The following is a 25,898-nucleotide window of genomic DNA, read 5'->3' on the forward strand; positions in this document are numbered from 1 at the left end:
GCGAAATGCATATTCAGGTTTTTAGGAGCGCTGTAATGCCTGAGATCTATCACTTCTTCCAACAGCTGGTTAATGGCCTGACCATTGGCAGCACCTATGCCTTGATAGCCATTGGCTACACAATGGTTTACGGCATCATTGGAATGATCAACTTCGCCCACGGCGAGGTGTACATGATTGGTTCCTACGTGGCCTTCATCGTCCTTGCCGGACTGGCCATGATGGGTATCCATTCGCTACCGCTGCTGATGACCGCCGCGTTCATCGCGACGATCGTCGTTACCAGTGCCTACGGCTACAGTATCGAACGGGTCGCCTACCGGCCGTTGCGTAACAGCAACCGCCTGATCCCGCTGATTTCCGCCATCGGCATGTCGATTTTCCTGCAGAACACCGTACTGCTTTCCCAGGATTCCAAGGACAAGTCCATTCCCAACCTGATCCCGGGGAGCATCTCCTTCGGCCCGGGTGGCGCGGAAGAGGTCCTGATCTCCTACATGCAGATCCTGGTCTTCGTGGTCACCCTGATCGCCATGACCGGCCTTACCCTGTTCATCTCCCGCTCGCGTCTGGGCCGGGCCTGCCGGGCCTGCGCCGAAGACATCAAGATGGCCAACCTGCTGGGGATCAACACCAACAACATCATCGCCCTGACCTTCGTCATCGGCGCCGCCCTGGCGGCCGTGGCGGCCGTGCTGCTGAGCATGCAGTACGGCGTGATCAACCCCAACGCCGGCTTCCTGGTGGGCCTGAAGGCCTTCACCGCGGCAGTCCTCGGCGGCATCGGCAGCATTCCGGGCGCCATGCTCGGCGGCCTGGTGCTGGGTGTGGCCGAAGCCTTCGGTGCTGACATCTTCGGCGACCAGTACAAGGACGTCGTGGCGTTCGGCCTGCTGGTACTCGTCCTGTTGTTCCGTCCGACCGGCATCCTCGGCCGTCCGGAGGTTGAGAAAGTATGAACAGACATCTCAAATCGGCGTTCTTCAGCGCCCTGCTGGTCTGGGCCGTGGCCTTCCCGGTACTTGGCCTGAAACTCAGCATCGTCGGCATCAACCTGGAAGTGCACGGCCAGGGTCCCTTCACCCTCGGCGTGATCGCCCTGTGTTCGGTGCTGATGTTCCTGCGCGTGCTGCTGGACAAGCAATGGAGCGCAATGATGCGCTCGCGTCGGGACGGCCCGCTGGTGCCACCCAAGGTCAGCAACTGGCTGACCCTGCCCAAGACCCAGCGCTACATCATCCTCGGCCTGATCGTGGTCGCCCTGGTCTGGCCGTTCTTCGGCTCGCGCGGCGCGGTCGACATCGCCACCCTGATCCTGATCTACGTCCTGCTAGGCCTCGGCCTGAACATCGTGGTCGGCCTGGCGGGCCTGCTCGACCTGGGTTACGTCGGCTTCTACGCCGTCGGTGCGTACAGCTACGCGCTGCTCTCGCACTACTTCGGCCTGAGCTTCTGGATCTGCCTGCCGATCGCCGGCCTGATGGCGGCCACCTTCGGCTTCCTGCTGGGCTTCCCGGTGCTGCGCCTGCGCGGTGACTACCTGGCGATCGTGACCCTCGGTTTCGGTGAGATCATCCGCCTGTTCCTGCGCAACCTGACCGACATCACCGGTGGCCCGAACGGCATCAGCAACATCGAGAAGCCGACCTTCTTCGGCCTGACCTTCGAACGCAAGGCCGCCGAAGGCATGCAGACCTTCCACGAGTTCTTCGGTCTGGAATACAACTCGATCAACAAGGTGATCTTCCTCTACCTGGTGGCCCTGCTCCTCGCCCTGCTGGCGCTGTTCGTCATCAACCGCCTGCTGCGCATGCCGATCGGGCGTGCCTGGGAAGCGCTGCGTGAAGACGAGATCGCCTGCCGTGCGCTGGGCCTGAACCCGACCGTGATCAAGCTCTCGGCGTTCACCCTGGGTGCCTGCTTCGCCGGTTTCGCTGGCAGCTTCTTCGCTGCGCGCCAAGGCCTGGTGACCCCGGAATCCTTCACCTTCATCGAATCGGCGATCATCCTCGCCATCGTCGTGCTCGGCGGCATGGGCTCGCAGTTGGGCGTGATCCTCGCGGCCATCGTGATGATCCTGTTGCCGGAGCTGATGCGTGACTTCAGCGAGTACCGCATGCTGATGTTCGGCGCCCTGATGGTATTGATGATGATCTGGCGTCCGCAGGGCCTGCTGCCTATGCAACGTCCACATATGGAGCTGCGTCGATGAGCCGCGAAATTCTGCAAGTCAGCGGCCTGAGCATGCGCTTCGGCGGCTTGTTGGCGGTCAACGGCGTCGGCCTGACCGTCAAGGAAAAACAGGTGGTCGCCCTGATCGGCCCGAACGGCGCCGGCAAGACCACGGTGTTCAACTGCCTGACCGGCTTCTACAAGCCCAGCGGCGGCACCATCCTCCTCGATGGCCAGCCGATCCAGGGCCTGGCCGGGCACCAGATCGCCCGCAAGGGCGTGGTGCGGACCTTCCAGAACGTGCGCCTGTTCAAGGAAATGACCGCGCTGGAAAACCTGCTGATCGCCCAGCACCGCCACCTCAACACCAACTTCTTCGCCGGTCTGTTCAAGACCCCGGCTTTCCGCCGCAGCGAGAAGGAAGCCATGGAGCGTGCGCAGTACTGGCTGGAGAAGGTCAACCTGACCGAGTTCGCCAACCGTACCGCCGGGACCCTGGCCTACGGCCAGCAACGCCGCCTGGAAATCGCCCGCTGCATGATGACCCAACCGCGGATCATCATGCTCGACGAGCCGGCGGCCGGCCTCAACCCCAAGGAAACCGAGGACCTCAAGGCGCTGATTGCGTACCTGCGCGAATCGCATAACGTCACCGTGCTGCTGATCGAGCACGACATGAAACTGGTCATGAGCATTTCCGACCATATCGTGGTGATCAACCAGGGCACGCCCCTGGCCGACGGCACGCCGGAGCAGATCCGCGACAACCCTGATGTGATCAAAGCCTACCTGGGGGAAGCGTAAATGCTGCAGTTCGAAAACGTTTCCACCTTCTACGGCAAGATCCAGGCGCTGCACTCGGTCAACGTGGAAATCAACCAGGGCGAGATCGTCACCCTGATCGGCGCCAACGGTGCCGGCAAGTCGACCCTGCTGATGACCCTCTGCGGTTCGCCGCAAGCCCACAGCGGCAGCATCCGCTACCTGGGCGAAGAGCTGGTCGGCCAGCCGTCCTCGCACATCATGCGCAAGAGCATCGCCGTGGTCCCGGAGGGCCGCCGCGTGTTCTCGCGCCTGACCGTCGAGGAAAACCTGGCCATGGGCGGCTTCTTCACCGAGAAGGGCGACTACCAGGAGCAACTGGACAAGGTCCTGCAGCTGTTCCCGCGCCTGAAGGAGCGCTACAACCAGCGCGGCGGCACCATGTCCGGCGGCGAGCAGCAGATGCTCGCCATCGGCCGGGCGCTGATGAGCAAACCCAAGCTGCTGCTGCTCGACGAGCCGTCGCTGGGCCTGGCGCCGATCATCATCCAGCAGATCTTCGACATCATCGAACAGCTGCGCCGCGATGGCGTGACTGTGTTCCTGGTGGAGCAGAACGCCAACCAGGCGTTGAAGGTCGCTGACCGGGCCTATGTGCTGGAGAACGGGCATGTGGTGATGCAGGGGACCGGTGAGGCACTGCTGACCGATCCTAAAGTGCGCGACGCTTACCTGGGGGGTTGATCTCCCGGGCCTCATCGCTGGCAAGCCAGCTCCCACACGATCCCTGTGGGAGCTGGCTTGCCAGCGATAGGGCCCTCACCTGCAATACACATTTTCCTGACACAACTTCACTTGTAATCCCCCCTCACCCTGCATACCGTTGAAAACTTTTCAGGCCGAGATCCCGGAGTTTTCCTCGATGCGTATCGCCCCCTCCCTGTTCGTCGCCGCCCTGCTGCCGCTGTTCGCCGGCTGCCAGTTGCTCGCCGACCAGCCGGAAACCAGCGTCTCCACCGCCGGCATGACCCGCCTGCAAGGCGAGCTCAGCGCCGCCAACGGCCAGTTGCTGTTCAAACCCTGCACCGAAAGCCGCCGTTTCGTGGTCCAGGACGCAGGCAATACCGGCCTGCTCCAGGAAGCCGCGACCCTCGCCGCCACCCCGGGGGTGATCTTCGCCGACGTTCGCGGCACCCTCTCCGCCACCAAGAGCAACGGCGCCGACGGCCAGTTCAACGTGCACCAGCTGTACCGCGTCGAGCACTCGGCCGGCGCCTGCAGCGACCCCAACTTCAAGCGCCTGACCCTGCGCGCCTTCGGCCATGAGCCGGACTGGAACCTCAATGTCAGCGGCCAGGGCATGGTCCTGAACCGCCCGGACCAGCCACCCCTGGCCCTGCCCTACCTGGAAGAACAGATGCCCGGCGGCGGTATCAGCGTCAGCAGCGAGGCCAACGGACAGAAAGTCGAACTGTGGCTCGCCCCGCAACGCTGCGTCGACAGCGCTACCGGCGCCGTCAGCCACCTGACCGCACAACTGCGCCTGGATGCCCAGACGATGCAGGGCTGCGGCTATTTCGGCGGTTCGCGCAACGACTGACCACCGGCACACATTCAATCTGCCTGCCCGGCCGGCGAAAGCTTTATACTTGGCGGTTTGTGTAAAGCCGCCGGCCCTCCCATGGCCGGGATACTGGACCCTGTCATGCTACGAATCACCGAACTGAAGCTGCCGCTGGATCATCCCGACGAGGCCCTGCGCGAGGCCATCGTGCAACGCCTGGGCATCGACGACGCCGAGCTGCTCGACTTCTCCATCTTCAAGCGCAGCTACGACGCGCGGAAGAAGAACACCGAACTGCTGTTCATCTACGCCATCGATCTCGATGTCCGTGACGAAGCCGCGGTGCTGGCCAGGTTCGCCGACGACCATAACGTCGGCATCGCCCCGGACGTGAACTACAAGCCGGTGGGCGTGGCGCCGGAAGGCGGCCTGGCCGAGCGGCCGATCGTGGTCGGCTTCGGCCCGTGCGGCATCTTCGCCGGCCTGATCCTGGCCCAGGCGGGCCTGCGCCCGATCGTCCTGGAGCGCGGCAAGGAAGTACGCCAGCGCACCAAGGACACCTGGGGCCTGTGGCGCAAAAGCGTGCTCAACCCCGAGTCCAACGTACAGTTCGGCGAAGGCGGCGCCGGGACCTTCTCCGACGGCAAGCTGTACAGCCAGATCAAGGACCCGAAGCACTACGGCCGCAAGGTCCTGCACGAGTTCGTCAAGGCCGGCGCGCCGGACGAGATCCTCTACGTCAGCAAGCCGCACATCGGTACCTTCCGCCTGACCGGCATGGTCGAGAACATCCGCGAGGAAATCATCGCCCTGGGCGGTGAAGTGCGCTTCGAGCACAAGGTCACCGACCTGCTGATGGAAGACGGCCAGCTCAACGGCGTGGTCCTGCACACGGGCGAAGAGCTGTGTTCGCGCCATGTGGTCCTGGCCCTCGGCCACAGTGCCCGCGACACCTTCCGCATGCTCCACGGCCGTGGCGTGTTCATGGAAGCCAAGCCGTTCTCCATCGGTTTCCGCATCGAGCACCCGCAGTCGCTGATCGACAAGGCGCGCCTGGGCAAGTACGCCGGCCACCCGAAACTCGGGGCCGCCGACTACAAACTTGTGCACCACGCCAAGAACGGTCGCTCGGTGTACAGCTTCTGCATGTGCCCGGGTGGCACCGTGGTTGCCGCCACCAGCGAGCCGGGCCGGGTGGTTACCAACGGCATGAGCCAGTACTCGCGCAACGAGCGCAATGCCAACTCGGGTATCGTCGTCGGTATCACCCCGGAGCAGGATTATCCGGGTGGCCCGCTGGCCGGGATCGAGTTGCAGGAGCGGCTGGAAGAGCTCGCCTATGAACTGGGCGGCAGCAACTACCACGCGCCGGCGCAGCTGGTCGGTGATTTCGTGGCCGGGCGTCCGTCCACCGCCCTGGGCAGCGTAGAACCGTCGTACAAGCCGGGCATCAACCTCGGCGACCTGGCTCCGAGCCTGCCGGACTTCGCCATCGAAGCCCTGCGTGAAGCGATCCCGGCCTTCGACCGGCAGATCAAGGGCTACAGCCTGGCGGATGCGATCCTGACCGGGATCGAGACCCGCACCTCGTCGCCACTGCGGATCACCCGGGACGAGACCTTGCAGAGCCTGAACCTGAAGGGCCTGTTCCCGGCGGGTGAAGGGGCGGGTTATGCCGGGGGGATTCTGTCGGCGGGTGTGGATGGCATCCGCATTGCCGAGGCCGTGGCCCGTAGCATGCTCGGGCTGACCGAGTAAGGCTCTCGGGCCTCATCGCTGGCAAGCCAGCTCCCACAGGTTTTGTGTTGATCACAAGACCTGTGGCCGACGCGGTCACTGTGGGAGCTGGCTTGCCAGCGATAGGGCCTTCAGCTTCAGCAAAGAAACTCAGATCCCTTCGCGCAGTACCGTCTCCGGCAACCCCTCCCCCCGCTCCACACACCCCGCCACCGCCGCAATCAACGGTTCCAGCGCATACCCCTGCTGCCCCAGCCATTCCTCGTCGTAATAAGTCGTCGCATAACGCTCCCCGCTGTCACACAGAATCGCCACGATCGACCCCGACTCCCCCGCCGACTGCATATGCAGCGCCGCCTGCAAGGCTCCGACCAGGTTGGTTCCGCTCGACCCGCCAACCCGCCGCCCCAACCGCTGCGCCAGATAGTGCATGGCCGCCAGGGACAGCGCATCCGGCACCTTGACCATCGCATCGATCACCGCCGGCAGGAACGACGCCTCGACCCGTGGCCGCCCGATCCCTTCGATCCGCGAGCCACAATCCAGGCGCAACGAGCGGTCCCCACTGCGGTAGCAATCGAAGAACACCGAACGCTCGGCATCGGCACACAGCACGCGAGTCGCATGCCGGCGATAACGCACATAGCGGCCCAGCGTCGCAGTAGTCCCGCCGGTACCCGGGCTGGAAATCAACCACGCCGGCTCGGCATGCCGTTCGAAGTGCATCTGGCTGAAGATCGACTCGGCGATATTGTTGTTGGCGCGCCAGTCGGTAGCGCGCTCGGCGTAGGTGAACTGGTCCATGAAGTGCCCGCCGCTTTCCCGGGCCAGGCGCTCGGATTCGGCGTAGATCTGCGTCGGGTCCTGCACCAGGTGCGGCGTGCCGCCATAGAACTCGATCTGTGCGATCTTTTCCCGCGAGGTGGTCGCCGGCATCACCGCGATGAACGGCAAGCCCAGCAAGCGGGCGAAGTACGCCTCGGAGATCGCCGTCGAACCACTGGACGCCTCGATCACCGGCGCACCAGGGCGCAACCAGCCATTGCACAGGGCATAGAGAAACAGCGAGCGGGCCAGCCGGTGCTTGAGGCTGCCGGTGGGATGGCTGGATTCATCCTTGAAGTACAGGTCGATATCCGGAAAGCCCGGCATCGGCAGCGGAATCAGGTGGGTATCGGCGCTGCGCTGGAAATCGGCCTCGATGATGCGGATGGCTTCACGGACCCAGGTGCGGTGATGGTTCATAGGGCGGTTCTCATGCGTCAGGAGCGAAAGGCTGTAGGAACGACTACCGTCCAGTTAGGCAACTTCCTACATCCTTGCCAGAAAAGCCCGATAGCCATGAAAACACTGAAACAGCTTATAACAAAAAAGAATATAGTTTTTATTTTAATGAATAACACAACGGGTTAGGGTGTTCGACCTTTTTCATTCGATGGAGGAGCGACCTTGCCTCTACGTAGCACATTCACCCGGTTCTTCCAGCTCGAAGCCGCCAGCGGCCTGCTGCTGATCGCCGCTGCGGTGCTGGCGCTGATCGTCAACAACTCGCCACTGTCCTGGCTCTACAACGGCCTGCTGGAAGTCCCCGTCGCCGTGCAGATCGGCGCCCTGAGCATCGCCAAGCCGCTGCTGCTGTGGATCAACGACGGCCTGATGGCCCTGTTCTTCCTGCTCATCGGCCTGGAGGTCAAGCGCGAGCTGGTCGAGGGACACCTGTCGAAACCGTCCCAGGTGGTCCTGCCCGGCGCGGCAGCCCTCGGCGGCATGCTGGTGCCGGCGCTGATCTACTGGTTCATGAACCGCGACAACCCCGCGGCCATCGCCGGCTGGGCCATCCCCACCGCCACCGACATTGCCTTCGCCCTCGGCGTGCTGGCCCTGCTCGGCAAGCGCGTGCCGGTGTCGCTCAAGCTGTTCCTGATGACCCTGGCGATCATCGACGACCTCGGCGCGATCATCATCATCGCCCTGTTCTACTCCGGCGCCCTGTCGACCCTCTCGCTGATGCTGGCCGCCGCCTGTATCGCCGCGCTGATCGCGATGAACCGGATGGGCGTGGTCAGACTTGGCCCTTATATGGTGATCGGCCTGATCCTCTGGGTCTGCGTGTTGAAGAGCGGCGTGCACGCCACGCTGGCCGGCGTCACCCTGGCCCTGTGCATTCCGCTGCGCACGCGCAATGCCGAAACCTCGCCGTTGCTCACCCTGGAACACGCCCTGCACCCCTGGGTGGCCTACGGCATCCTGCCGCTGTTCGCCTTCGCCAACGCTGGCGTGTCCCTGGCCGGCGTGACCATGGAAAGCTTCACCCACGCCGTGCCCATGGGCATCGCCGTGGGCCTGCTGGCGGGCAAGACCATCGGCGTGTTCGGCCTGACCTGGATCGCCATCAAGCTCGGCCTGGCGGCGCTGCCGGCTGGCGCCAACTGGGGGCAGGTCCTCGGCGTGGCGATCCTCTGCGGCATCGGCTTTACCATGAGCCTGTTCGTCGGCTCCCTGGCCTTCGTGCCCGGCACCAGCGAGTATGTGGGCATGGACCGCATGGGCATCCTCACCGGCTCGATCCTGGCGGCAATCATTGGCTACACCATCACCGCCCTTTCCAGTCCGAAACAGCCCGCCAGCTGATAATCGGCAGGCAATAAAAAACCCCGAGCGGCGCAAGCCGGTCGGGGTTTTTTATTGCCGCAAGCCTTAATGGCTGACGCGGCTGGTGCCATCGACGGTCATGATGCGCACGCGCTCGCCGACCCGGAAAATCTCGTTTTCCTGAACCTGCTGCACGTAGGCACGCATGCTGCCGTCGTCTTCGCGCACAGTGATTTCCACGCCCTGGGTACGGGTCAGGCCTTCCTCGGCCGCAGAACCCGCCAGACCACCGGCAACCGCACCGATCACCGCCGCGACGATGCTGCCGCGACCGCCACCGATGGCGCTACCGGCCACCCCGCCGACCACCGCACCGGCGCCACCGCCGATTGGCGTCTTGGTGCCTTCGATCTTGACCGGACGCAGGGATTCGATGGTACCCATGCGCACGGTCTGCACGCGCCGCGCCTCGTCACGGGAGTAGGAATCACCGGACAGGTTCGAGGCACAACCGCCCAGCAGCAGCGACATCGTGGTGAACGATGCGACCAGCAACATAGATTTACGCATAGGAATCATCTCCTTAAGACAGGTGCCCATTAGACCTGCGCGGATTGACGACTGTCACGACATGCAACAGATAAAATTGCTTCCATTCAGCTTCAGTACAGGCGGCACTCACGCTGAACCGTCAGACGACTTGCAGGAAAGAATAGACATGGATTACTTCATCATCGCCATCACCACCCTGGCCGGCCTGTATTTCCACGGCTGGCTGTACGTTCGGATCAGACGCTGGACGGACCGTGACCTCGCGCTGTCCTTCGCCGGCAAGGACGAAGGCAAGCGCGCGTTCATGCTGCAAAGGTTGGACGCCGCACGCACGCAAAAGGTCAAAAGGAAGGAACTGGCGGCCTGGCTGGAACGCGAGGCCGCCACTTACGCGAATTAAGGGGCCAGGCGCTCGCGCGTCCAGTCGCCCTGTTCCAGGCGGTAGTTCAGGCGGTCATGCAGGCGGCTGGCGCGGCCCTGCCAGAACTCGATGCGCTCCGGCAGCAGGCGGTAACCGCCCCAATGCTCCGGGCAGTGCGGCTGGGTGTCGCTGAAGCGTTGTTCGGTGGCCTTGAGCAGACCTTCCAGTTCGCCACGATCAGCGATCACCCGGCTCTGCGGCGAGGCCCAGGCGCCCAGGCGGCTGCCCAGCGGGCGGACCTGGAAATACGCGTCGGACTCCTGCGCCGAGACCTTCACCACCCGCCCTTCGATCCGCACCTGACGCTCCAGCGCCGGCCAGAAGAAGGTCATCGCAGCGAACGGATTGGCCAGTAAATGCTGACCCTTGGCGCTCTCGTAGTTGGTGAAGAAGGTGAAACCCTGCTCGTCCAGGCCCTTGAGCAGCAGGACGCGGCAATGCGGCCGGCCGTCGGCATCGACGGTGGCCAGGGTCATGGCGTTGGCTTCCACCGGCGCCTGCTCGGTTTTCACCGCATCGGCGAACCACTGGTGAAACAGGGCGAACGGCTCGGCCGGGGCTTGCGCCTCGGCCAGGCCGTCACGGGTGTAGTCACGGCGCATATCTGCCAGTGTCTGGGTCATCTACAGCGTTCCTTGAGGATCAGTTGGTCTTCGCAGGGCTGTTGTTGGCTGCCACCTTCTTGGCGGCAGGCTCGGCTTTTTTCGCAGCCGGTTTGGCTGGAGCCGCTTTTTTGGTGGCTGCGGCGGCTTTCGCCGGGGCGGCTTTCTTCGCCGTGGTGGCCTTGGCCGGGGCTTTCGCGGCAGCCTTGGCCGCCGGTTTTGCTGCTGGCTTGGCGGCTGCGGCGGCTGGCTTGACGTCCTGCACCGCGACCAGTTCGGCCGGGCTCGGGGTCGGCTGCTGGTACTTGGCAACCAGGGCGACCAGGGTCGCTTGCGGGGTCAGGATCATTTCCACACGACGGTTCAGCGACCGGCCCTGGAGGCTGTCGTTGGCCGCACGCGGAGCGACGGAGCCCATGCCGCGCAGGGTCAGGCGGTCACGCTGCAGGCCGCTGAGGCGGAAGATCGCCGAGACCGAGGCAGCGCGTTCCAGGCTGAGCTTCTGGTTGATGGCGGCGGCACCGCTGCTGTCGGCGTGGCCGAGGATCAGCACGGCGGTTTTCGGATCGGTTTCGATCAGCTTGGCGACCTTGGTGATCGGGCCAAGACTGATCGGCAGGAGCATGGCAGGACGGTCCGGGTTGTAGCCGCTGTCCACCGGCAGGGTCACCACCAGCACGTCTTCACGGCGCTCCAGCTCCAGCTTGCTGTCCTTGATGGCGTCACGCACCCGCGGCTCATAGCTGTCCAGCCAGGCCTGGGTGGCCTTGACGTCGACCTTCGGCACAGCGGCGACCTTGTCGGCAGCCTTGTCGTCGCTGCCGCCGAACGGCCACCACCAACTGCCGCCCTCGGACTTGGCTTCGGCCTTGGCCTCGGACTTGGCGACCTTCTCCTGTACCGCTTCCTTCACTTCCTGGTCAGCCACCTTGTCCGAACCGAATGGCCACCAGCCGTGGCCACTGTCCGCGGTGTCTTTCTGGGGGTTCTGGGCGCAACCGGTGATGGCCAGGCACAGGGCGAGAGCTAAAGTTTTGTGTGAAGACATCAGCGATACACCATGAAAATGAAGGAAAAATAGAAAACAGCTGGTCACAGAATAGCCAACGGAGCCTCCGCGTACAGAGGCACCCGATCAAAGGCAGTCGGCGAGCACCCGCACCAGTTTCTGGGCACGGGGGTCCATCAGGATGTAAGGGCCAAGGGTGTTGGTGACGAAGCCGAAGGCCACATCATGTTCCGGGTCGGCAAAGCCCACCGAGCCGCCGGCCCCCGGATGCCCGAAGGCACGGGCGCCGAGGCCGAAGGTGGCGTTGGCCACCGTGGGCTGGTCGAGCATGCAGCCCAGGCCGAAGCGGGTCTGGGTCAGCAGGGTTCTATCGTCGCCAAGGCTGTGCTCACGGGTCAGTTCGTCGAGCAGTTCCGATTCCAGCAGGCTGCCGTCCAGCAGGCCGGCGTAGAAACCGGCCAGGCTGCGGGCATTGCCGTGGCCATTGGCCGCCGGCTGCTGCATGCGCCGCCACTCGGGCTTGTTGGTGCTGGTGAGAATCGCTGGTGGGTTGGTGAAGGCGCGGGTCGACAGAGCCTGAGGCTCGGTCATGGTGACCTTGAGCAGGCGCTGCGCCGCAGCGTCACCGAGGTTGCCCTTGCCGCGGGCGATGTGGGCGACGCGATGGAATTCGGCATCATCCAGGCCGATATGGAAATCCAGGCCCAGTGGCTTGGCGGTGCGGGCAACGATGGACTCGCCCGGGCCACGGCCATCGGCGCGACGGATCAGTTCGCCGACCAGCCAGCCGTAGGTGATCGCCGCGTAGCCGTGGGCCGTGCCCGGCTCCCACCAGGGTGCGTCGGCGGCCAGGGTATCGACCATGGTTTGCCAGTCGTACAGGGCTTCGGCGGGGAGCAGTTCGCGGATCGCCGGCAGGCCGGCGCGGTGGCTGAGGAGCTGGCGCAGGGTCACCGACTCCTTGCCGGCCTGGGCGAACTCGGGCCAGTAGCGGGCTACCGGGGCATCCAGTTGCAGCTTGCCCTCGCCGACCAGTTGCAGGGCGGTGACGGCGGCGAAGGTCTTGGTGCAGGAGAACAGGTTGGCGATGGTATCGCTGTGCCAGATCTCCTGGCCGTCCTTGTCCGCCGTGCCGGCCCAGAGGTCGACCACCGTCTCGCCGCCGACCTGGATGCACAGGGCGGCGCCGCGTTCCTGGGAATCATCGAAAAGTGCCGCAAAGGCCTCGCGTACTGCCTCGAACTTGAGTTCGAAATGACCCTGGATCTGCACCCGGTGACTCCCCTGCGGCCTGTCTGAAAAGTGGCGTGCATTGTTTCAGCCCGCGAAGGATTTTGGAACAGACGTGGGTCGGACAATGACCACTATTCATGTAGGCAACGCTGAACCCTGTGGGAGCTGGCTTGCCAGCGATAGGGCCAGGCCTGACAACATCTTTGTCATTGCCGGCCTCATCGCTGGCAAGCCAGCTCCCACAGGGGTTGTGTGCTACTTGGCGGGCTCGGCCTCAGGCTTGTGCGCCACACCCACGATCAGCTTCTCGACCTGCAGATTGGCCTTGCGCGCCTGCTCGATAAAGCCCTGGTACGGCACATCGGTAATACCCACCAACCCGAAGTGGCCATTCTCCCCATCCAGCAAACGCCCGCTGGCCGGCTGGTCGAAGAACTGGAACCAGTGCACGCCGACGATCGACGGTTCGTCCAGCGCCGCCTTGAGGAACGCCGCGTAGGCCGGACCACGGTCCTCCTCCCGCGCCACTTCCATCGGCCCCGGCCAGAACGGCCCACGGTCGCGGGAGCCAAAGTGGAACTCGGACACCAGCACCGGCTTGTCCAGCTCGCGCAAACGGGCGAAATCGTAGCCATCCTGCGGCTTGGGCGTGTAGAAGTTGAAGCTCAGCACATCGCAGTACTGGGCACAGGCCGCCACCGCTTCCGGGGTGGTCACGGCAAACCGGCCACCGAGCAGCAGGTGGTTCGGCGCATGCCATTTCAGCGCGTCGGAGATGGTCTTGAAGTAGGCATCGGCAAACGAGCGCTGGAAGTGCTTGAAGTCTTCCTCGATCTCCGGGTGCTCAGGGCTCGGCAACGGCGGCTCGAAGCCCGGGTCTTCCATCAGCTCCCAGGCGGTCAGCTGGATGCCCCAGGCCTTGGACAGGCCTTCCTGGTTACGGTATTTGTCGCGCAGTTGCTTGAGGAAGGCGCGCTTCGCCGGGACGTCGGTGGTCAGGCGCAGGGTGCCGTAGGCCAGGCCGTAGCGGGCTTTCGGATCGTCGCCAGGTGCGGCCCAGGCCAGTTCGTTGTCGGCGAAGTAGCCGATCAGGAACGGATCGTCATGGTGATCCCGGGCGGCGATGGCCACGGCACGCTCGGTGGCCATGGCGAAACGCGGGTCGAACGGGTCGGGCATCGAGCCCCACCAATCCATGCCGGTGCTGATACTGGCGTAGTCGCCGACGATCGCCAGCGGCAAGGTATAAGGCACGCGTTCGGCCTGCTCCAGGCTCGGTTCGCTCCAGTTGCCGAGGGTGTTGAAACCCCAGGCTTGCAGGCGGTCGAGGGTGTGGGTCTGCCAGCGGGCGCTGTCGAGAACGGCCGGCGGGCAGGGCCTGGCTTCCTCGGTCGGTGCCGGGCAGGGCTTGCCGTAGGCCCGCTCGAGGTTGGCAGCGTAGAAGTCGAACCAGCGGCCCTGGTTGAAGTTGCGGCCTTTCGACGAGGCATTGCCGTCGTTGTTGTTGCCTTCACCGTAGAAGGCCGCCAGTGGCGAGTCGGCTTTCGGCAGGTCGCTGAACATGGCTTCGCGGCCGGCGACGTAGGTACGTCCCGGTTCGTCATTGACCGCGTTGACGCCAAGGGAATAGAACGGATGGCCTTCCGGGGTCACCAGATACCAGCGGCCATCGCGCTTCACTGTACGGAAGAAGCCTTTGGCATCGAAGGTCTGCCCGCCGGTCCAGCCGCCAAAGCGGTCCAGCGGCTGCTTCTGGCGCTCGGCGAGCCAGGTCTTGAGCTGTTGCTGTTCTTTGCCGGCCGAGGCCTTGAGTTGCTCATCGCTGCCGACCTTCTCCGGCCAGCGGCCACGGCTGTACTGGCCGTAGCCGTCGATCAGCTGGCTGTACGCCGCCTGTTGCAGGCGTTCTTCGTCCTGCACGTTGATCCGCTCGATCAGCACGCTCTGGGCGACATTGGGCTGGTTCATCGACAGGCTGATGGCAGTGACCTGGCTCAGGTCCAGCTCGCCGCTGCTGCTCGCGACCACCAGGCGCTGGCCTTCGAAGGTCCAGGGCATCGGCGGGCCGGCGCGCATGCCCTGGCTCAGTGGCGAGCTGGCGGTCAACGGGATGACCACGGTCTGCGCCGGGCCGGCGGGCAGATCGATGCGGCTGGTGAGGGTCTTGCCGTCGGCGCTCTGGATCGTCACGTTGAGGGTCAGGGCCCAGTCCATGCCGCTTTGCAGGCGCAGGGTCAGGGTCTTCTGCGCGGACCAGTCCCAGACGCCGGTCTGCGGACTCATGCGCAGGTTGGGACGCTGTACCGGGTTGAACACCACCCGCCGCAGCACCTCGCCTTCGGCCGTCTGCTCCGCGTTGTATTGCGGCAGGCTGGCATCCTCGGTCGCCACGGTGACCACCGAGGTCGGGCGCACGAAGTTGAACAGCGTCTGTTGCGCGGCCAGCAGGGGCTGGCTGAGCAACAGCAGGAGGGCGGTGGGCAGGGTACGGCGCAACATGGGGCTGGAGTTCTCCTTGAGGGCCTTTTCAGGGGCCTTGGTTCCGGTGATAGACAGCGGCAAGTGCAAAAGATTTGTATGAAGGCTGATGGCCTCATCGCTGGCAAGCCAGCTCCCACAGGTTTTGCGGTGCACGCGATCCCTGTGGGAGCTGGCTTGCCAGCGATGAGGCCCTCAAGAACTACGAAATTTCCCGACGGAACGGCGGCAGCGCATTGAGGATAGCCTTCCCGTAGCGCTGGGTGACCACCCGACGATCGAGCAGGGTGATGGTCCCGCGATCCTGCTCGGTACGCAGCAGACGCCCGCAGGCCTGGATCAGCTTCAAGGACGCATCCGGCACGGAGATTTCCATGAACGGATTGCCACCCCGCGCCTCGATCCACTCGGCCAGCGCCGCCTCCACCGGATCATCCGGCACGGCGAAGGGGATCTTGGCGATCACCACGTGCTCGCAGTACGCCCCGGGCAAGTCCACGCCCTCGGCGAAACTGGCCAGGCCGAACAGCACGCTGGACTCGCCGTCATCGACCCGCGCCTTGTGCTTGTTCAAGGTCTCCTGCTTGGACAGGTTGCCCTGGATGAACACCTGCCGGCGCCAGTCACGATCCAGGCCGTCGAACACGTCCTGCATCTGCTTGCGCGAGGAGAACAGCACCAGCGAACCCCGCGAACCTTCCACCAGTTCCGGCAGGTCGCGAATGATCGCGGCGGTATGGGCGGCCGCATCCCGCGGGTCGGCACGCAGGTCGGGAACCCGCAGCACGCCAGCGTCGGTATGGTGGAACGGACTCGGCACCACTGCGGTAACTGCCGCCTTGGGCAGGCCGGAGCGCATGCGGAAGCGGTCGAAGGTGCCCAGCGCGGTCAGGGTCGCGGAGGTCACCAGCGCGCCATGGGCCACGTTCCACAGGTTGCGTCGCAGCATCTCGGCCGCAAGGATCGGGCTGGCATTGACCTCGATGTCGAACAGCGCACCACTTTCCGCCAGGGTCAGCCAGCGCGCCATGGGCGGGCTGTCTTCCGGATCTTCGGCAGTGAACGCGGTCCACAGCTCCCAGTTGCTGCCGGCGCGGGTCACCAGGGTGCCGAACAGCGGGTACCACTCCTCGGCCTGGTGGCTCGGAATGCCGATATTGACCTCGCCGTCCATGCCTTCCTTGAGCAGGTCGGCCAGGCGGGTGAACAGGTCGTTGAGCCGGGCGAAGCCCTTCTTCAGCTCGATGCCGATCTCGCGGATATGCTCCGGGACCACGCCGCCGATAAAGCGATAGCGCGGGCGTTCGCGGCCCTCGGCGTCTTCGCCGGGGCGGAAGTCGGCAACCTGCTCACAGGCGGCGAACATGAATTGCTGGTGGTTCTTGATCTCCCGGGCCAGCTCCGGGACCTGCTCGATGTACTTGCCCAGGTCACCCGGCAACGGGTTCTGCGCCAGCAGCTTGGTCAGGTTCTTCGCGGTCTGCTCCAGCCAGTCGGCGGTGGAACGCAGGCGGCTGTAGTGAGCGAAGTGGCCGATGGCCTTGTCCGGCAGGTGATGGCCTTCGTCGAACACATACATGGTGTCGCGCGGATCCGGCAGCACCGCACCGCCGCCCAGGGCCAGGTCGGCCAGGACCATGTCGTGGTTGGTGACGATCACGTCGACCTTGCCCATGCCTTCACGGGCCTTGTAGAAGGTGCACTGGCCGAAGTTCGGGCAGTGGCGACCGGTGCACTGGCTGTGGTCGGTGGTCACCCGTGCCCAGTCCTGGTCTTCCAGGGCGGTGGGCCAACTGTCGCGGTCGCCATCCCAGCGGTTGCCGGCGAGCTTCTCGATCATGCTGTTGAACAGCTTCTGGCTGGCTTCATCGACCTCGATCTTGAAGCCCTCCTCCTCGAACAGCTGGGCCGTGGCGCTCTGCGCGTGGCCTTCCTGGAGCAGCAGGTCGAGCTTGGACAGGCACAGGTAGCGCCCGCGCCCCTTGGCCAGGGCGAAGCTGAAGTTCAGGCCGCTGTTGCGCATCAGGTCGGGCAGGTCCTTGAAGACGATCTGCTCCTGCAGGGCGACGGTGGCAGTGGCGATCACCAGGCGCTTGCCGGCGGCCTTGGCCGCGGGAATCGAGGCGAGGCTGTAGGCCACGGTCTTGCCAGTACCGGTACCGGCTTCCACCGCGACCACGGCCGGGTCGCCGCTGCGCCGGCCTTCTTCATCGCATTCGATATCGCCAAGGACCTTGGCCACTTCGGCGATCATCAGGCGCTGGCCATAGCGCGGCTTGAGGCTTTTGGCTTCGAGAAAACGCGAGTAGGCGCCCTGAATCTGGGACTTGAGTTCGTTGCTGATCATGGTCTCGGGCGCCAGCAAAAGGCTGGATATATTTTCAGTGTTTCGAATGAGGCGGCTATCATACCCGCCAATTTCCCTTTGCGCTGAATGGAGTGCCCGATGACCGCCTTCGCCCTGCCTTATAGCCTGCATGTCCTGGCCGCCCTGGTCTGGGTCGGCGGCATGTTCTTCGCCTGGATGGTCCTGCGCCCGGCGGCTGCCACGGTGCTCGAAGGCCCGGCCCGCCTGCAATTGTGGCTGGAAGTGTTTTCCCGGTTCTTCCACTGGGTGTGGATCGCGATCCTGTTCCTGGTGGTAAGTGGTGTCGGGATGTTGCATATGCACTTCGGCACCCTCGACACCGCGCCGCGGCATGTGCAGGTGATGATCGGTGGCGGGATCGCCATGTTCGCGCTGTTCATGCGCATCCAGAGCCTGTTGCTGCCGGAGATGCGCAAGGCTGTGGAAGCGGGGGACTGGGCGGCGGGGGCCGGCGTATTGGGGCGGATCCGCAAGATGGTGGGGATCAATCTGCTGTTGGGGATTGCTGTGGTTCTGGTGGCAGCGACCCGGCTTTCGTTCTGACTTTGAGGGCCTCATCGCTGGCAAGCCAGCTCCCACAGGGTCCGCGTGCACCGCTAGACCTGTGGGAGCTGGCTTGCCAGCGATGAGGCCCTGAAGAACAAAGAAGATTCAGAGGCGCTGAACACTCAACTCGCCAGCCGCCCCCGCCATCCCCGGCTGCCCTTCCAGCCCCGGCCGGCCATCGGCCCCGGCTTCGGTGCGATACACCAGGCAGCCCTTGCTCGCCCCGCCCTGCCCGGCCTTGCCCGGTGCACCCGCCTTGCCTGGCGCACCACCTTCAAGCCGGACCTTGATCTGCTCCGCCGGATAATCCGCAGGCAGCGCCAGGCGCACCCGGCCACCGGCCGAACCGTTGTGGCCATCGCCACCGTTGTCACCGTTCGCCCCACGGCTGGCCGAACCCCAGGTGCAGCCTCCGGCCTGGCCATTGCCGCCGTCGAGGCCGGCATAGCCCGGCGCCCCGGTGCCACCCCGGGCGTCGATGGACAGCTGCGGTGCCTGCAACTGCTGCAAACGCAGGTCCAGGTTGCGCCCCGGTTTGGCGGCCCGCTCGTAGGTGCCGGCCATGCCGGTCGCGGTAATCAGGCTGCCTTCGGCCAAATCGGCCCGGGCCACGTCGATACGCAGACCATCCTCGGCCGGTACCACGGAAATCCGCGCATCCCGCCCCAGTTGCAGTTGATTGATCTTCAGTTCCACCAGGCTGGGCGGAAGAATCAATGTCGCCGAATCAGCCACCTCGACACGCTCCAGGTGGACGCTGCTGGCCTTGCCTGCCAGACGCAACACCGTATGCGGCTCCACGCTCAGGGAATCGGCCAGGGCCAACGGGCTGAACATCACGGTCAACAGCAACAGCTTACGCATGCGGTACATCCTTGGGTGGGGCAGGAATGGAAAGGATATGGAAGATGCCCACCAGCAGGATCTGCAACCGGTCGAACCAGCGGTGGCTGCGCTCGCGCAGGCGACCGTTATAGAACAGCACTTCCAGCAGGTGCAAGCCCAGCAAGGCCACGCCCGCCAGGTTGATCAGTTGATGGAAAGGTTTCTCCGCCGGCATCAGCAGATTGGCCAGTACCACCCACCAGAACAGCACGGTCAGGACCTTGAACAGGCCCAGCAGTTTTTTCATCCGTCAGTCTCCTCAAGCCGGGGCGGCCCGGCCGCGGGCAGGCCGCCAGGGTTGCCGGATCAGTTCAGATGCAACTCGACCCGGCGATTCTGCGCCCGCCCTTCGTCGGTTTCGTTGTCGGCCACCGGTTCGCTTTCGCCACGGCCCATGCTGCTGAGCTTCTGCGGCGAAATACCCTTGTTGATCAGATACGTGGCCACGCTGCCAGCACGCCGCTCGGACAGCCCCTGGTTATAGGCATCGGTACCCTTGCTGTCGGTGTGCCCGACGACGCGGATCGTCAACACCTGCGGACTGCTCAGCTTGTCCACCAACCCTTGCAACTGCTGCTGGGCCGCCGGGGTCAGCTCGGCGGAGTCGAAGGCGAACAGCACATTGCCTTGGTCGCTGAGGGTGATGACCTCGGCGACCGGCTCCGGCTCGGCGGCTTTCTGCGAAGGCGGATACTGCGGCAGCGGGCAACCGTTGTTGCCCACCGGCGTGTTGGCCGGCGTGTCCGGGCAGCGGTCGCGGCGGTCGAAGACCCCATCACCGTCCTGGTCGCCATCCTGGGCAAAGCAGATCAACCCGCCAGCGATGGCACCGGCCGCCGCGCCACCACCGGCCCAGGCCGAGCTTTCGATGGCGCCAAGGCCGCCACCGACCAGCCCGCCGAGCAGGCTGCAGATCGGCCAGGTGCGTTGGTTGAGCGGCGAACTGCCGTCGCTGTGGGTTGCACATCCTGAGAGCAGGCCGGCTGCCAGCAACAGCGGGAGCGCGGCCTTGGTAAGTGCGGTCATGGGGAAATGCCTCCTGTGTTACCGGCTATTACCAGCACACAGGAGTAAAGACCGGCCCGTGGCACTTCTCAAGCGAAGGCTCAAGCCACGGGCCGCGAGGCATCAACGCTGGATCTTGATTTCGGTACGACGGTTCATGGCGCGGCCGTCCGCTGTCTTGTTGTCGGCGACCGGCTGGCTTTCACCCGCACCGCTGACGCTGATGAAGTACCCCTGCGGCACGCCGCTTTCCACCAGATAGGCGACTACCGAGCGCGCACGCTTGTCCGAGAGTTTCTGGTTGTAGGCATCGGAGCCGACGCTGTCGGTATGCCCGGTCACGGTCAGGCGCACGCCTTCTTTTTCCGCGCGCAGGCGCTCGGCGATGGTATTGAGGCGCGACTTGTCGGCGGCGGTCAGCTTGTCGGAGTCGAAGGCGAAGTGGACATCGCGGATCACGATGGTTTCCTCTTTCACCACCACCACTTCCTCGACCACAGGTGGCGCAGGCGGTGCCAGCGGGCAGCCCGTGGCATCGACCGGGGTGCCGCGCGGCGTGCCCGGGCACTTGTCGCGGCTGTCCGGCACGCCATCGCCGTCTTCATCGCCGTCGCCATGCGCCCAGCAGTAGGCCGCCGCCATCGAGCCACCCACCAGGGCGCCCCAGCCGGCCCAACTGCTGCTCTCGATAGCGCCCAGGGCGGCACCGCCAACACCACCGACAGCCGCGCATTTCGGCCAGTCGGTCTTTTGCAGACCTGCACAACCAGTCAATACGCTGGTTAGCAGAACCAGAGGTAAAGCTGTGCGAACTATGCTCATCTATTGCTTCTCCATAGGGAAAATGCATTGGGGTACCGCTGCTCTCGGAGTAAAGACCGCCGAAACCATCTCCGCCAGCAATAAGCCATGACGCGAAGGCCTTTGCCCGCTAGGCTTGGCGGATCAAACGAGGATCTTCGATGACCGAGAGCTTTTCTTCGCGCACACCGCAACAGGCCCTGGCGGCGCTGCTGGAACATTACGCACCGCACAGCCTGCTGCTGGTCGGCGCGCGTTTCCCTGCGCTGGACGCCTTTGCCGCAGCACATCCCCAGGCCAGCATCGACGTCGCCCCACCCGGCCCGCTGCCCGCTGACCTGGCCGCCAAGCGCTACGACCTGGCCCTGTTGGTGGACTGCCTGGAACACCTGGAAAAACGTGACGGCCTGCAACTGCTGGGTGGCATCCGCAATCTCAACGCCAGTCGCATCGCCGTGCTGGCGGACAAGAAGGCCAGCGACTGGGGGGATCGGGATTTCTATTCCCTGGCGCTACAGGCCACCGAGCGCTTCCAGCGTGACGAGCAGGTGCTCGACCTGTTCACCTACGACGTGCGCGACTACAAGCAGGTCCCGGACTGGCTGAACGCCAAGTTCTGGGCCAACCCGCAAAACTTCGGCAAGTACTGGTGGTGACACGATGAGCGTTTCGGTTTGTCCCTGCGGCAGCGGCAACCTGCTGGACGCCTGCTGCGGGCATTATCACGCCGGCCATCCGGCCCCCGACGCCCAGGCCCTGATGCGCTCGCGCTACAGCGCCTATGTGCTGGGCCTGGTCGACTACCTGGTGACCACCACCCTGCCGGTGCAGCAGGCCGGACTCGATCGCGCCGCCATCGCCGCGTGGAGCGCGCAAAGCACCTGGCTGGGCCTGGAGGTGGAAGCGGCGGAAGTCTTCGGCGGCCAGCCCGAACACGCCTTCGTCACCTTCACCGCACGCTGGCATGATCTCGACGGCGAACACAGCCACCGCGAGCGTTCGGCCTTCGTGCAGAACCAGGGGCGCTGGTACTTCATCGACCCGACCGTGGGCCTCAAGGCCGGGCGCAATGACGCCTGCCCCTGCGCCAGCGGGCAGAAATTCAAGAAATGCTGCTCCAGCTACGTCGGTAGCTGACCGTGGCGACGCTGGCGCGCCTGCTCCTGTTCGGCCTGTTGCTGAACCTGGGTGGCTGCGCCAGCGGGTTCGATAGCGATTTCCGCGAGCCCGAGGTACACCTGGTGCAGGTGGAAACCGTGCGCGCGCGCCTGCTGCAACAGCACTTCATCCTCCACCTGCGCATCGACAACCCCAACGACAGCACCTTGCAGGTTCGCGGCCTGAGCTATGTAGTGCGCCTCAACGACCTGCTGCTGGCCGAGGGCGACGACGGCCAGTGGCTGCGGGTCGATGCCAACGGCAGCCGGGTGGTCCAGGTCGAGGTGCGCACCAACCTGTGGAAGCACGCCAAGCCGGTGGCGAAGATGCTGCGCCAGCACACGCCCCTGCACTATCGCCTCGAGGGCACCTTGCGCACCGGATTATTCTTCGCCCGCGACCTGCACTTGCGCCGCAGTGGTGAGATAATCCCCGGCGATTTTTTTCCGGAGTAACCCGCAATGAGCCAGCAACCCCACGTTCACGGTCCTGACTGCAACCATGATCACGACCATGACCATCACCACGACCATGGCCACGTGCACGGCCCGCACTGCAACCACGGCCACCAGGAGCCGGTGCGCAACGCCCTGAAGGACGTCGGCCGCAACGACCCTTGCCCGTGCGGCAGCGACAAGAAATTCAAGAAGTGCCACGGCGCCTGAGTTTCTGAATCTGTAACAGCGGTCTGGCTTGTGGTATCCATGACGCCGACCGCTGCGCTAGAGCGCGGCAGACCGACGGCGACATGCTCAATGCCGCCGTTTCCTGACGGAGCGCCTCATGATCGATCTGTATTACTGGACCACCCCCAACGGCCACAAGATCAGCCTGTTCCTTGAGGAGACCGGCCTTCCCTACCGGATCCACCCCATCAATATCGGCAAGGGCGAACAGTTCGCCGCCGACTTCCTGAAGATCGCCCCCAACAACCGCATTCCGGCCATCGTCGACAACGACACGGCGGACGGCCAGCCGCTGTCGCTGTTCGAATCCGGGGCCATCCTGCTGTACCTCGCCGAAAAGACCGGCCAGTTCATCCCGCAAGACCTGCGCGGCCGCCAGGAAGTCCTGCAATGGCTGTTCTGGCAGATGGGCGGCCTTGGCCCGATGGCCGGGCAGAACCACCATTTCAACCGCTTCGCCCCGGAAAAGATCCCCTACGCGATCAAGCGCTACGTCGACGAGACCGCGCGCCTCTATGGCGTGCTGAACAAGCGCCTGGGCGACCGACCGTTCGTCGCCGGGGAGGCCTACAGCATTGCCGATATGGCGATCTATCCGTGGATCGTTTCGCACAAGTGGCAGGAGCAGAATCTTGACGATTTCCCGCACCTGAAGGCCTGGTTCGAGCGTATTCAGGCGCGTCCGGCGACCCAGCGCGCCTACGCCCTGGTCGAGAAGATCAACCCGCCACAGAAATAAGCCCCCGCGGCCGGCGCGCGGCTTTGAAAATAAAGCCCGCGCCCCTCCTTGCACGGCGCTGGCGCGCTCACTAACGTAGCGCCTTTCCAGTTGCCATCCCCTGCAGGAGCTTCGCCATGGCCTCGCCAGCCTTTCCCCTTTCACGTCTGCGCTTCGGCGTCGCTGCGGCCGCGCTCGGCCTGCTGAGCCTCGGCGGTTGCCAGATGGGCAATGTCCGCGACAGCGTGCCGCCCACCGTCGGCGTGCAGCCGCTCAAGGGCCTGGCGAACAACGTGTCGGTGCGGCGCAGCGCCCAGGGCCTGCCGCTGATCGAAAGCAGCTCCTTCCATGACGCCCTGTTCACCCTCGGCTACGTGCACGCCTCGGACCGCATCGGGCAGATGCTAGCCATGCGCCTGCTGGCCCAGGGACGCCTGGCGGAAATGGCCGGCGCCGATGCCCTGGACGCTGACCGCTTCATGCGTGCGGCCAACCTGCGCCAGAGCGCCAACCAGCTCTACGCCGATGCCTCGCCGCGGGTGAAGCGCTTCTTCGAGGTGTATGCCCGGGGCGTCAACGCCTACCTGTTCCGCTACCGCGAGAAACTGCCGGCGCCGATCGCCGGCTATCGCCCGGAATACTGGAAGGCCGAGGATTCGGCGCTGGTCTTTGCCCTGTACAGCTTCAGCCAGTCGGTGAACCTGCAGGAAGAACTGGCGGCCCTGACCCTGGCGCAGAAAGCCGGTGCCGACAAACTCGCCTGGCTGCTGCCGGTCTACCCGGACGAGCCACTGGCCGCAGCCGAGGCCGACAAGCTCAAGGGCCTCAACCTCGCCAGCCAGTTGCCGGGCCTGGCCTCGGTGACGGCGGTCAGCGCGCAACTGGCGGCCTTCAATGTGCTTGGCGGCGGCAACTCGGCCAACTGGGCCATCGCCCCGCAGCGCAGCCGCAGCGGCAAGAGCCTGCTGGCGGCCGACAGCCAGGGCGCCTGGGTGCTGAGCCCGGTGCAGATCCGCACCAGCAAGTACCAGGCGGCCGGCTTCACCCTGCCGGGCCTGCCGTTCGTACTGTCCGGCTTCAACGGTGCGCTGGCCTGGAGCAGCAGCGCGGTGATGGGTGACAACCAGGACCTGTACCTGGAAAAGCTGCGTCGCCAGGGCAGCCAGCTCAGCTATGAAGTGGACGGTCGCTGGCAGCCGGCGCGGGCACGCAACGAAACCTACATCATCAAGGGCCGCAGCCCGCTGCGCGAAGTCGTCTACGAAACCGGCCACGGTGCCTTGCTCACCGGCGCCCAGGGCGGTCTCGGCCTGGCCCTGAAGCTGCCGGATCTCAAGGGCGACAAAAGCCTCGACGCGCTGTTCGACCTGACCCGTGCGCGCAATGTCGAGCGGGCTTCCGAAGCCAGCCGGGAAATCGGCGCGGCGGCGCTGAACATGGTCTTCGCCGATGCCAGCAACATTGGCTGGCAGGTCACCGGGCGTTACCCGAACCGCCGTGAAGGCCTGGGCCTGGTGCCGTCGCCGGGCTGGGAAAGCCGCTACGACTGGGACGCTTACGCCGACCCGATGCTGCACCCCTACGACCAGGACCCGATGCAGGGCTGGCTCGGTACCGCCAACCAGCGCAGCGCGCCCAAGGGCTATGGCATGCAGCTGTCCAGCAGTTGGTCCTACCCCGAGCGCGCCGAACGCCTGGCGCAACTGGCTGGCAACGGCAAGCATGACGGGCGCAGCCTGATCGCCATGCAGAACGACCAGACCACCCTGTTCGCCACCAGGCTCAAGGCCATGTTCGAAGCGCCGGGCATGGCCCAGCCGCTGAAGCAGGCCATCGAGGCGCTGCCAGCGGAGCAGAAGGCCAAGGCCCGCGAGGCCTACACCCGGCTGATGGCGTTCGACGGGCGTCTCAGCCAGACCTCCACCGACGCGGCGATCTACGAGCTGTTCCTGCAGGAAAGCACCAAGGCCACCTTCCTCGACGAGCTGGGTCCGGAATCAGATGCAGCCTGGCAGGCGTTCGTTGCCAATGCGCGGTTCTCGTATTCGGCCCAGGCCGATCACCTGCTGGGGCGTGATGACAGCCCGTTCTGGGATGACCGCAATACGCCGGCGAAGGAAGACAAGCCGGCGATCCTCGCCCGCAGCCTTGCAGCCGCCATCACCGAGGGTGAACGGCAGATGGGCGCGGACCGCCGCAGTTGGCAGTGGGGGCGGTTGCATCAGTACCAGTGGCCGGTGGCGAACCTGTTCGGCATTGGCGACAGCATCGAGCGCCGGGCCCAGGCCACGGGCGGCGACCACAGCACCCTGAACCCGTCGGGCTACGCCTGGGGCCAGGACTTCAAGGCCTCGCTGCCGTCGTCGGTGCGCATGGTGGTGGACTTCGGCCAGGTCGAGCCGTTGCAGTTGCTGACCAGCAGCGGGCAATCGGGGAACCCGGCGAGCCCGCAGTTCAACGGGCTGGACGGCTGGTTCCGCGGGCAATACCAGAGCGTACCGTTGCAGGGGCAGAATTATGAGCGGGTGTATGGCAGCAAGCGGCTGACCCTCGTGCCTGGCAAATGATCTGATGTGCTCTTGAGAGCCCTATCGCTGGCAAGCCAGCTC

26 protein-coding genes are annotated in these 25,898 nt (G+C 64.9%); 15 read left to right on the forward strand and 11 right to left on the reverse strand.

From position 1 onward, the window contains the following. The first annotated feature begins 35 nt into the window (after positions 1-35). The 6 genes from livH to AC2CQI_RS13810 all read left to right on the forward strand — a co-directional run bounded on the left by livH (position 36) and on the right by AC2CQI_RS13810 (position 6,256). A complete protein-coding gene (livH, locus tag AC2CQI_RS13785; protein WP_075804495.1) occupies positions 36-959 on the forward strand; it encodes a high-affinity branched-chain amino acid ABC transporter permease LivH in 924 nt (307 codons plus the stop codon). After that, entirely contained in the window at positions 956-2,212 is a 1,257-nt protein-coding gene (locus tag AC2CQI_RS13790; RefSeq protein ID WP_075804496.1) for a high-affinity branched-chain amino acid ABC transporter permease LivM, read from the forward strand. Before livH ends, AC2CQI_RS13790 begins: the two co-directional genes overlap by 4 nt. Beyond that, on the forward strand, positions 2,209-2,976 hold the full coding sequence (gene livG / locus AC2CQI_RS13795) for a high-affinity branched-chain amino acid ABC transporter ATP-binding protein LivG (RefSeq protein WP_075804497.1): 768 nt from the start codon (positions 2,209-2,211) through the stop codon (positions 2,974-2,976). Before AC2CQI_RS13790 ends, livG begins: the two co-directional genes overlap by 4 nt. Continuing rightward, a complete protein-coding gene (locus AC2CQI_RS13800; RefSeq protein ID WP_075804498.1) occupies positions 2,977-3,678 on the forward strand; it encodes an ABC transporter ATP-binding protein in 702 nt (233 codons plus the stop codon). Between the two features lie 178 nt (positions 3,679-3,856). Continuing rightward, entirely contained in the window at positions 3,857-4,534 is a 678-nt protein-coding gene (locus AC2CQI_RS13805) for a COG3650 family protein (protein ID WP_484580460.1), read from the forward strand. Positions 4,535-4,639: 105 nt separating this feature from the next. After that, positions 4,640-6,256: an NAD(P)/FAD-dependent oxidoreductase gene (locus tag AC2CQI_RS13810; protein WP_075804500.1), complete on the forward strand. Its 1,617-nt coding sequence runs from the start codon at positions 4,640-4,642 to the stop codon at positions 6,254-6,256. A gap of 129 nt (positions 6,257-6,385) precedes the next feature. Here AC2CQI_RS13810 and AC2CQI_RS13815 read toward each other — a convergent pair whose 3' ends face one another. After that, on the reverse strand, positions 6,386-7,480 hold the full coding sequence (locus AC2CQI_RS13815) for a PLP-dependent cysteine synthase family protein (RefSeq protein ID WP_075804501.1): 1,095 nt from the start codon (positions 7,478-7,480) through the stop codon (positions 6,386-6,388). 204 nt (positions 7,481-7,684) lie between these two features. Here AC2CQI_RS13815 and nhaA point away from each other — a divergent pair, with 204 nt between their 5' ends. Continuing rightward, a complete protein-coding gene (nhaA, locus tag AC2CQI_RS13820) occupies positions 7,685-8,866 on the forward strand; it encodes a Na+/H+ antiporter NhaA (protein ID WP_075804502.1) in 1,182 nt (393 codons plus the stop codon). A 66-nt stretch (positions 8,867-8,932) separates the two neighbouring features. Here the strand turns inward: nhaA and AC2CQI_RS13825 are convergent, their stop codons facing one another. Next, a complete protein-coding gene (locus AC2CQI_RS13825) occupies positions 8,933-9,397 on the reverse strand; it encodes an outer membrane lipoprotein (protein WP_075804503.1) in 465 nt (154 codons plus the stop codon). Between the two features lie 148 nt (positions 9,398-9,545). Between AC2CQI_RS13825 and AC2CQI_RS13830 the strand changes: the two genes are divergently transcribed. Then, positions 9,546-9,779, forward strand: coding sequence for a hypothetical protein (locus AC2CQI_RS13830; protein WP_075804504.1), 234 nt, complete (start codon positions 9,546-9,548; stop codon positions 9,777-9,779). On the opposite strand, the gene pdxH is transcribed toward AC2CQI_RS13830, so the two are convergent. The 5 genes from pdxH to dinG form a co-directional block, all read right to left on the reverse strand. After that, the gene (gene pdxH / locus AC2CQI_RS13835; RefSeq protein WP_075804505.1) at positions 9,776-10,423 is read right to left on the reverse strand and encodes a pyridoxamine 5'-phosphate oxidase; all 648 of its coding nucleotides are present in this window, start codon (positions 10,421-10,423) and stop codon (positions 9,776-9,778) included. The two genes, AC2CQI_RS13830 and pdxH, sit on opposite strands and share 4 nt — an antisense overlap. Before the next feature lie 19 nt (positions 10,424-10,442). Beyond that, the gene (locus AC2CQI_RS13840; RefSeq protein ID WP_484580461.1) at positions 10,443-11,450 is read right to left on the reverse strand and encodes an OmpA family protein; all 1,008 of its coding nucleotides are present in this window, start codon (positions 11,448-11,450) and stop codon (positions 10,443-10,445) included. An 87-nt stretch (positions 11,451-11,537) separates the two neighbouring features. Then, positions 11,538-12,683, reverse strand: coding sequence for a serine hydrolase domain-containing protein (locus AC2CQI_RS13845; RefSeq protein ID WP_484580462.1), 1,146 nt, complete (start codon positions 12,681-12,683; stop codon positions 11,538-11,540). A 216-nt stretch (positions 12,684-12,899) separates the two neighbouring features. Continuing rightward, on the reverse strand, positions 12,900-15,143 hold the full coding sequence (locus AC2CQI_RS13850) for a beta-galactosidase (RefSeq protein WP_484580463.1): 2,244 nt from the start codon (positions 15,141-15,143) through the stop codon (positions 12,900-12,902). A 181-nt stretch (positions 15,144-15,324) separates the two neighbouring features. Beyond that, complete coding sequence (dinG, locus tag AC2CQI_RS13855) at positions 15,325-17,469, reverse strand: ATP-dependent DNA helicase DinG (RefSeq protein ID WP_484580464.1); 2,145 nt, start codon at positions 17,467-17,469, stop codon at positions 15,325-15,327. A 99-nt stretch (positions 17,470-17,568) separates the two neighbouring features. On the opposite strand from dinG, the gene AC2CQI_RS13860 reads away from it, so the two are divergent. Beyond that, positions 17,569-18,033 carry a CopD family protein gene (locus tag AC2CQI_RS13860; protein WP_484580465.1) on the forward strand — a complete coding sequence of 155 codons (465 nt, stop codon included), beginning with the start codon at positions 17,569-17,571 and terminating at the stop codon, positions 18,031-18,033. 108 nt (positions 18,034-18,141) lie between these two features. Here the strand turns inward: AC2CQI_RS13860 and AC2CQI_RS13865 are convergent, their stop codons facing one another. The 4 genes from AC2CQI_RS13865 to AC2CQI_RS13880 form a co-directional block, all read right to left on the reverse strand. Beyond that, positions 18,142-18,900 (reverse strand): collagen-like triple helix repeat-containing protein, encoded by a 759-nt coding sequence (locus AC2CQI_RS13865; RefSeq protein ID WP_484580466.1) that lies wholly within the window; start codon positions 18,898-18,900, stop codon positions 18,142-18,144. After that, on the reverse strand, positions 18,893-19,168 hold the full coding sequence (locus AC2CQI_RS13870; RefSeq protein WP_075804512.1) for a DUF1145 domain-containing protein: 276 nt from the start codon (positions 19,166-19,168) through the stop codon (positions 18,893-18,895). The genes AC2CQI_RS13865 and AC2CQI_RS13870 overlap by 8 nt, the downstream gene beginning before the upstream one ends. A gap of 59 nt (positions 19,169-19,227) precedes the next feature. Further along, complete coding sequence (locus AC2CQI_RS13875; RefSeq protein WP_075804513.1) at positions 19,228-19,947, reverse strand: PA1041 family peptidoglycan-binding anchor lipoprotein; 720 nt, start codon at positions 19,945-19,947, stop codon at positions 19,228-19,230. 102 nt (positions 19,948-20,049) lie between these two features. Further along, entirely contained in the window at positions 20,050-20,748 is a 699-nt protein-coding gene (locus tag AC2CQI_RS13880; protein ID WP_075804514.1) for a PA1041 family peptidoglycan-binding anchor lipoprotein, read from the reverse strand. A gap of 140 nt (positions 20,749-20,888) precedes the next feature. On the opposite strand from AC2CQI_RS13880, the gene AC2CQI_RS13885 reads away from it, so the two are divergent. The 6 genes from AC2CQI_RS13885 (at position 20,889) to AC2CQI_RS13910 (ending at position 25,856) form a co-directional block, all read left to right on the forward strand. Further along, positions 20,889-21,383 carry a DUF6231 family protein gene (locus tag AC2CQI_RS13885; RefSeq protein WP_484580467.1) on the forward strand — a complete coding sequence of 165 codons (495 nt, stop codon included), beginning with the start codon at positions 20,889-20,891 and terminating at the stop codon, positions 21,381-21,383. Positions 21,384-21,387: 4 nt separating this feature from the next. Beyond that, positions 21,388-21,864, forward strand: coding sequence for a YchJ family protein (locus tag AC2CQI_RS13890; protein WP_075804516.1), 477 nt, complete (start codon positions 21,388-21,390; stop codon positions 21,862-21,864). 2 nt (positions 21,865-21,866) lie between these two features. Continuing rightward, a complete protein-coding gene (locus AC2CQI_RS13895; protein WP_484580468.1) occupies positions 21,867-22,340 on the forward strand; it encodes an LEA/WHy family protein in 474 nt (157 codons plus the stop codon). A 6-nt stretch (positions 22,341-22,346) separates the two neighbouring features. Beyond that, on the forward strand, positions 22,347-22,550 hold the full coding sequence (locus tag AC2CQI_RS13900; protein ID WP_075804517.1) for an SEC-C metal-binding domain-containing protein: 204 nt from the start codon (positions 22,347-22,349) through the stop codon (positions 22,548-22,550). A 118-nt stretch (positions 22,551-22,668) separates the two neighbouring features. Then, a complete protein-coding gene (locus AC2CQI_RS13905; RefSeq protein WP_075804518.1) occupies positions 22,669-23,310 on the forward strand; it encodes a glutathione binding-like protein in 642 nt (213 codons plus the stop codon). A gap of 116 nt (positions 23,311-23,426) precedes the next feature. After that, entirely contained in the window at positions 23,427-25,856 is a 2,430-nt protein-coding gene (locus AC2CQI_RS13910) for a penicillin acylase family protein (protein WP_484580469.1), read from the forward strand. Positions 25,857-25,898 lie beyond the last annotated feature (42 nt).

It is taken from the genome of Pseudomonas sp. P2S-1, from assembly GCF_057197725.1.

Bases quoted from the DNA above. Each gene is read 5' to 3' on its own strand.
- livH (WP_075804495.1), top strand. From the start codon at position 36: ATGCCTGAGATCTATCACTTCTTCCAACAGCTGGTTAATGGCCTGACC.
- AC2CQI_RS13790 (WP_075804496.1), top strand. From the start codon at position 956: ATGAACAGACATCTCAAATCGGCGTTCTTCAGCGCCCTGCTGGTCTGG.
- livG (WP_075804497.1), top strand. From the start codon at position 2,209: ATGAGCCGCGAAATTCTGCAAGTCAGCGGCCTGAGCATGCGCTTCGGC.
- AC2CQI_RS13800 (WP_075804498.1), top strand. From the start codon at position 2,977: ATGCTGCAGTTCGAAAACGTTTCCACCTTCTACGGCAAGATCCAGGCG.
- AC2CQI_RS13805 (WP_484580460.1), top strand. From the start codon at position 3,857: ATGCGTATCGCCCCCTCCCTGTTCGTCGCCGCCCTGCTGCCGCTGTTC.
- AC2CQI_RS13810 (WP_075804500.1), top strand. From the start codon at position 4,640: ATGCTACGAATCACCGAACTGAAGCTGCCGCTGGATCATCCCGACGAG.
- AC2CQI_RS13815 (WP_075804501.1), bottom strand. From the start codon at position 7,480: ATGAACCATCACCGCACCTGGGTCCGTGAAGCCATCCGCATCATCGAG.
- AC2CQI_RS13825 (WP_075804503.1), bottom strand. From the start codon at position 9,397: ATGCGTAAATCTATGTTGCTGGTCGCATCGTTCACCACGATGTCGCTG.
- AC2CQI_RS13830 (WP_075804504.1), top strand. From the start codon at position 9,546: ATGGATTACTTCATCATCGCCATCACCACCCTGGCCGGCCTGTATTTC.
- pdxH (WP_075804505.1), bottom strand. From the start codon at position 10,423: ATGACCCAGACACTGGCAGATATGCGCCGTGACTACACCCGTGACGGC.
- AC2CQI_RS13840 (WP_484580461.1), bottom strand. From the start codon at position 11,450: ATGTCTTCACACAAAACTTTAGCTCTCGCCCTGTGCCTGGCCATCACC.
- AC2CQI_RS13850 (WP_484580463.1), bottom strand. From the start codon at position 15,143: ATGTTGCGCCGTACCCTGCCCACCGCCCTCCTGCTGTTGCTCAGCCAG.
- dinG (WP_484580464.1), bottom strand. From the start codon at position 17,469: ATGATCAGCAACGAACTCAAGTCCCAGATTCAGGGCGCCTACTCGCGT.
- AC2CQI_RS13860 (WP_484580465.1), top strand. From the start codon at position 17,569: ATGACCGCCTTCGCCCTGCCTTATAGCCTGCATGTCCTGGCCGCCCTG.
- AC2CQI_RS13865 (WP_484580466.1), bottom strand. From the start codon at position 18,900: ATGCGTAAGCTGTTGCTGTTGACCGTGATGTTCAGCCCGTTGGCCCTG.
- AC2CQI_RS13870 (WP_075804512.1), bottom strand. From the start codon at position 19,168: ATGAAAAAACTGCTGGGCCTGTTCAAGGTCCTGACCGTGCTGTTCTGG.
- AC2CQI_RS13875 (WP_075804513.1), bottom strand. From the start codon at position 19,947: ATGACCGCACTTACCAAGGCCGCGCTCCCGCTGTTGCTGGCAGCCGGC.
- AC2CQI_RS13880 (WP_075804514.1), bottom strand. From the start codon at position 20,748: ATGAGCATAGTTCGCACAGCTTTACCTCTGGTTCTGCTAACCAGCGTA.
- AC2CQI_RS13885 (WP_484580467.1), top strand. From the start codon at position 20,889: ATGACCGAGAGCTTTTCTTCGCGCACACCGCAACAGGCCCTGGCGGCG.
- AC2CQI_RS13890 (WP_075804516.1), top strand. From the start codon at position 21,388: ATGAGCGTTTCGGTTTGTCCCTGCGGCAGCGGCAACCTGCTGGACGCC.
- AC2CQI_RS13900 (WP_075804517.1), top strand. From the start codon at position 22,347: ATGAGCCAGCAACCCCACGTTCACGGTCCTGACTGCAACCATGATCAC.
- AC2CQI_RS13905 (WP_075804518.1), top strand. From the start codon at position 22,669: ATGATCGATCTGTATTACTGGACCACCCCCAACGGCCACAAGATCAGC.
- AC2CQI_RS13910 (WP_484580469.1), top strand. From the start codon at position 23,427: ATGGCCTCGCCAGCCTTTCCCCTTTCACGTCTGCGCTTCGGCGTCGCT.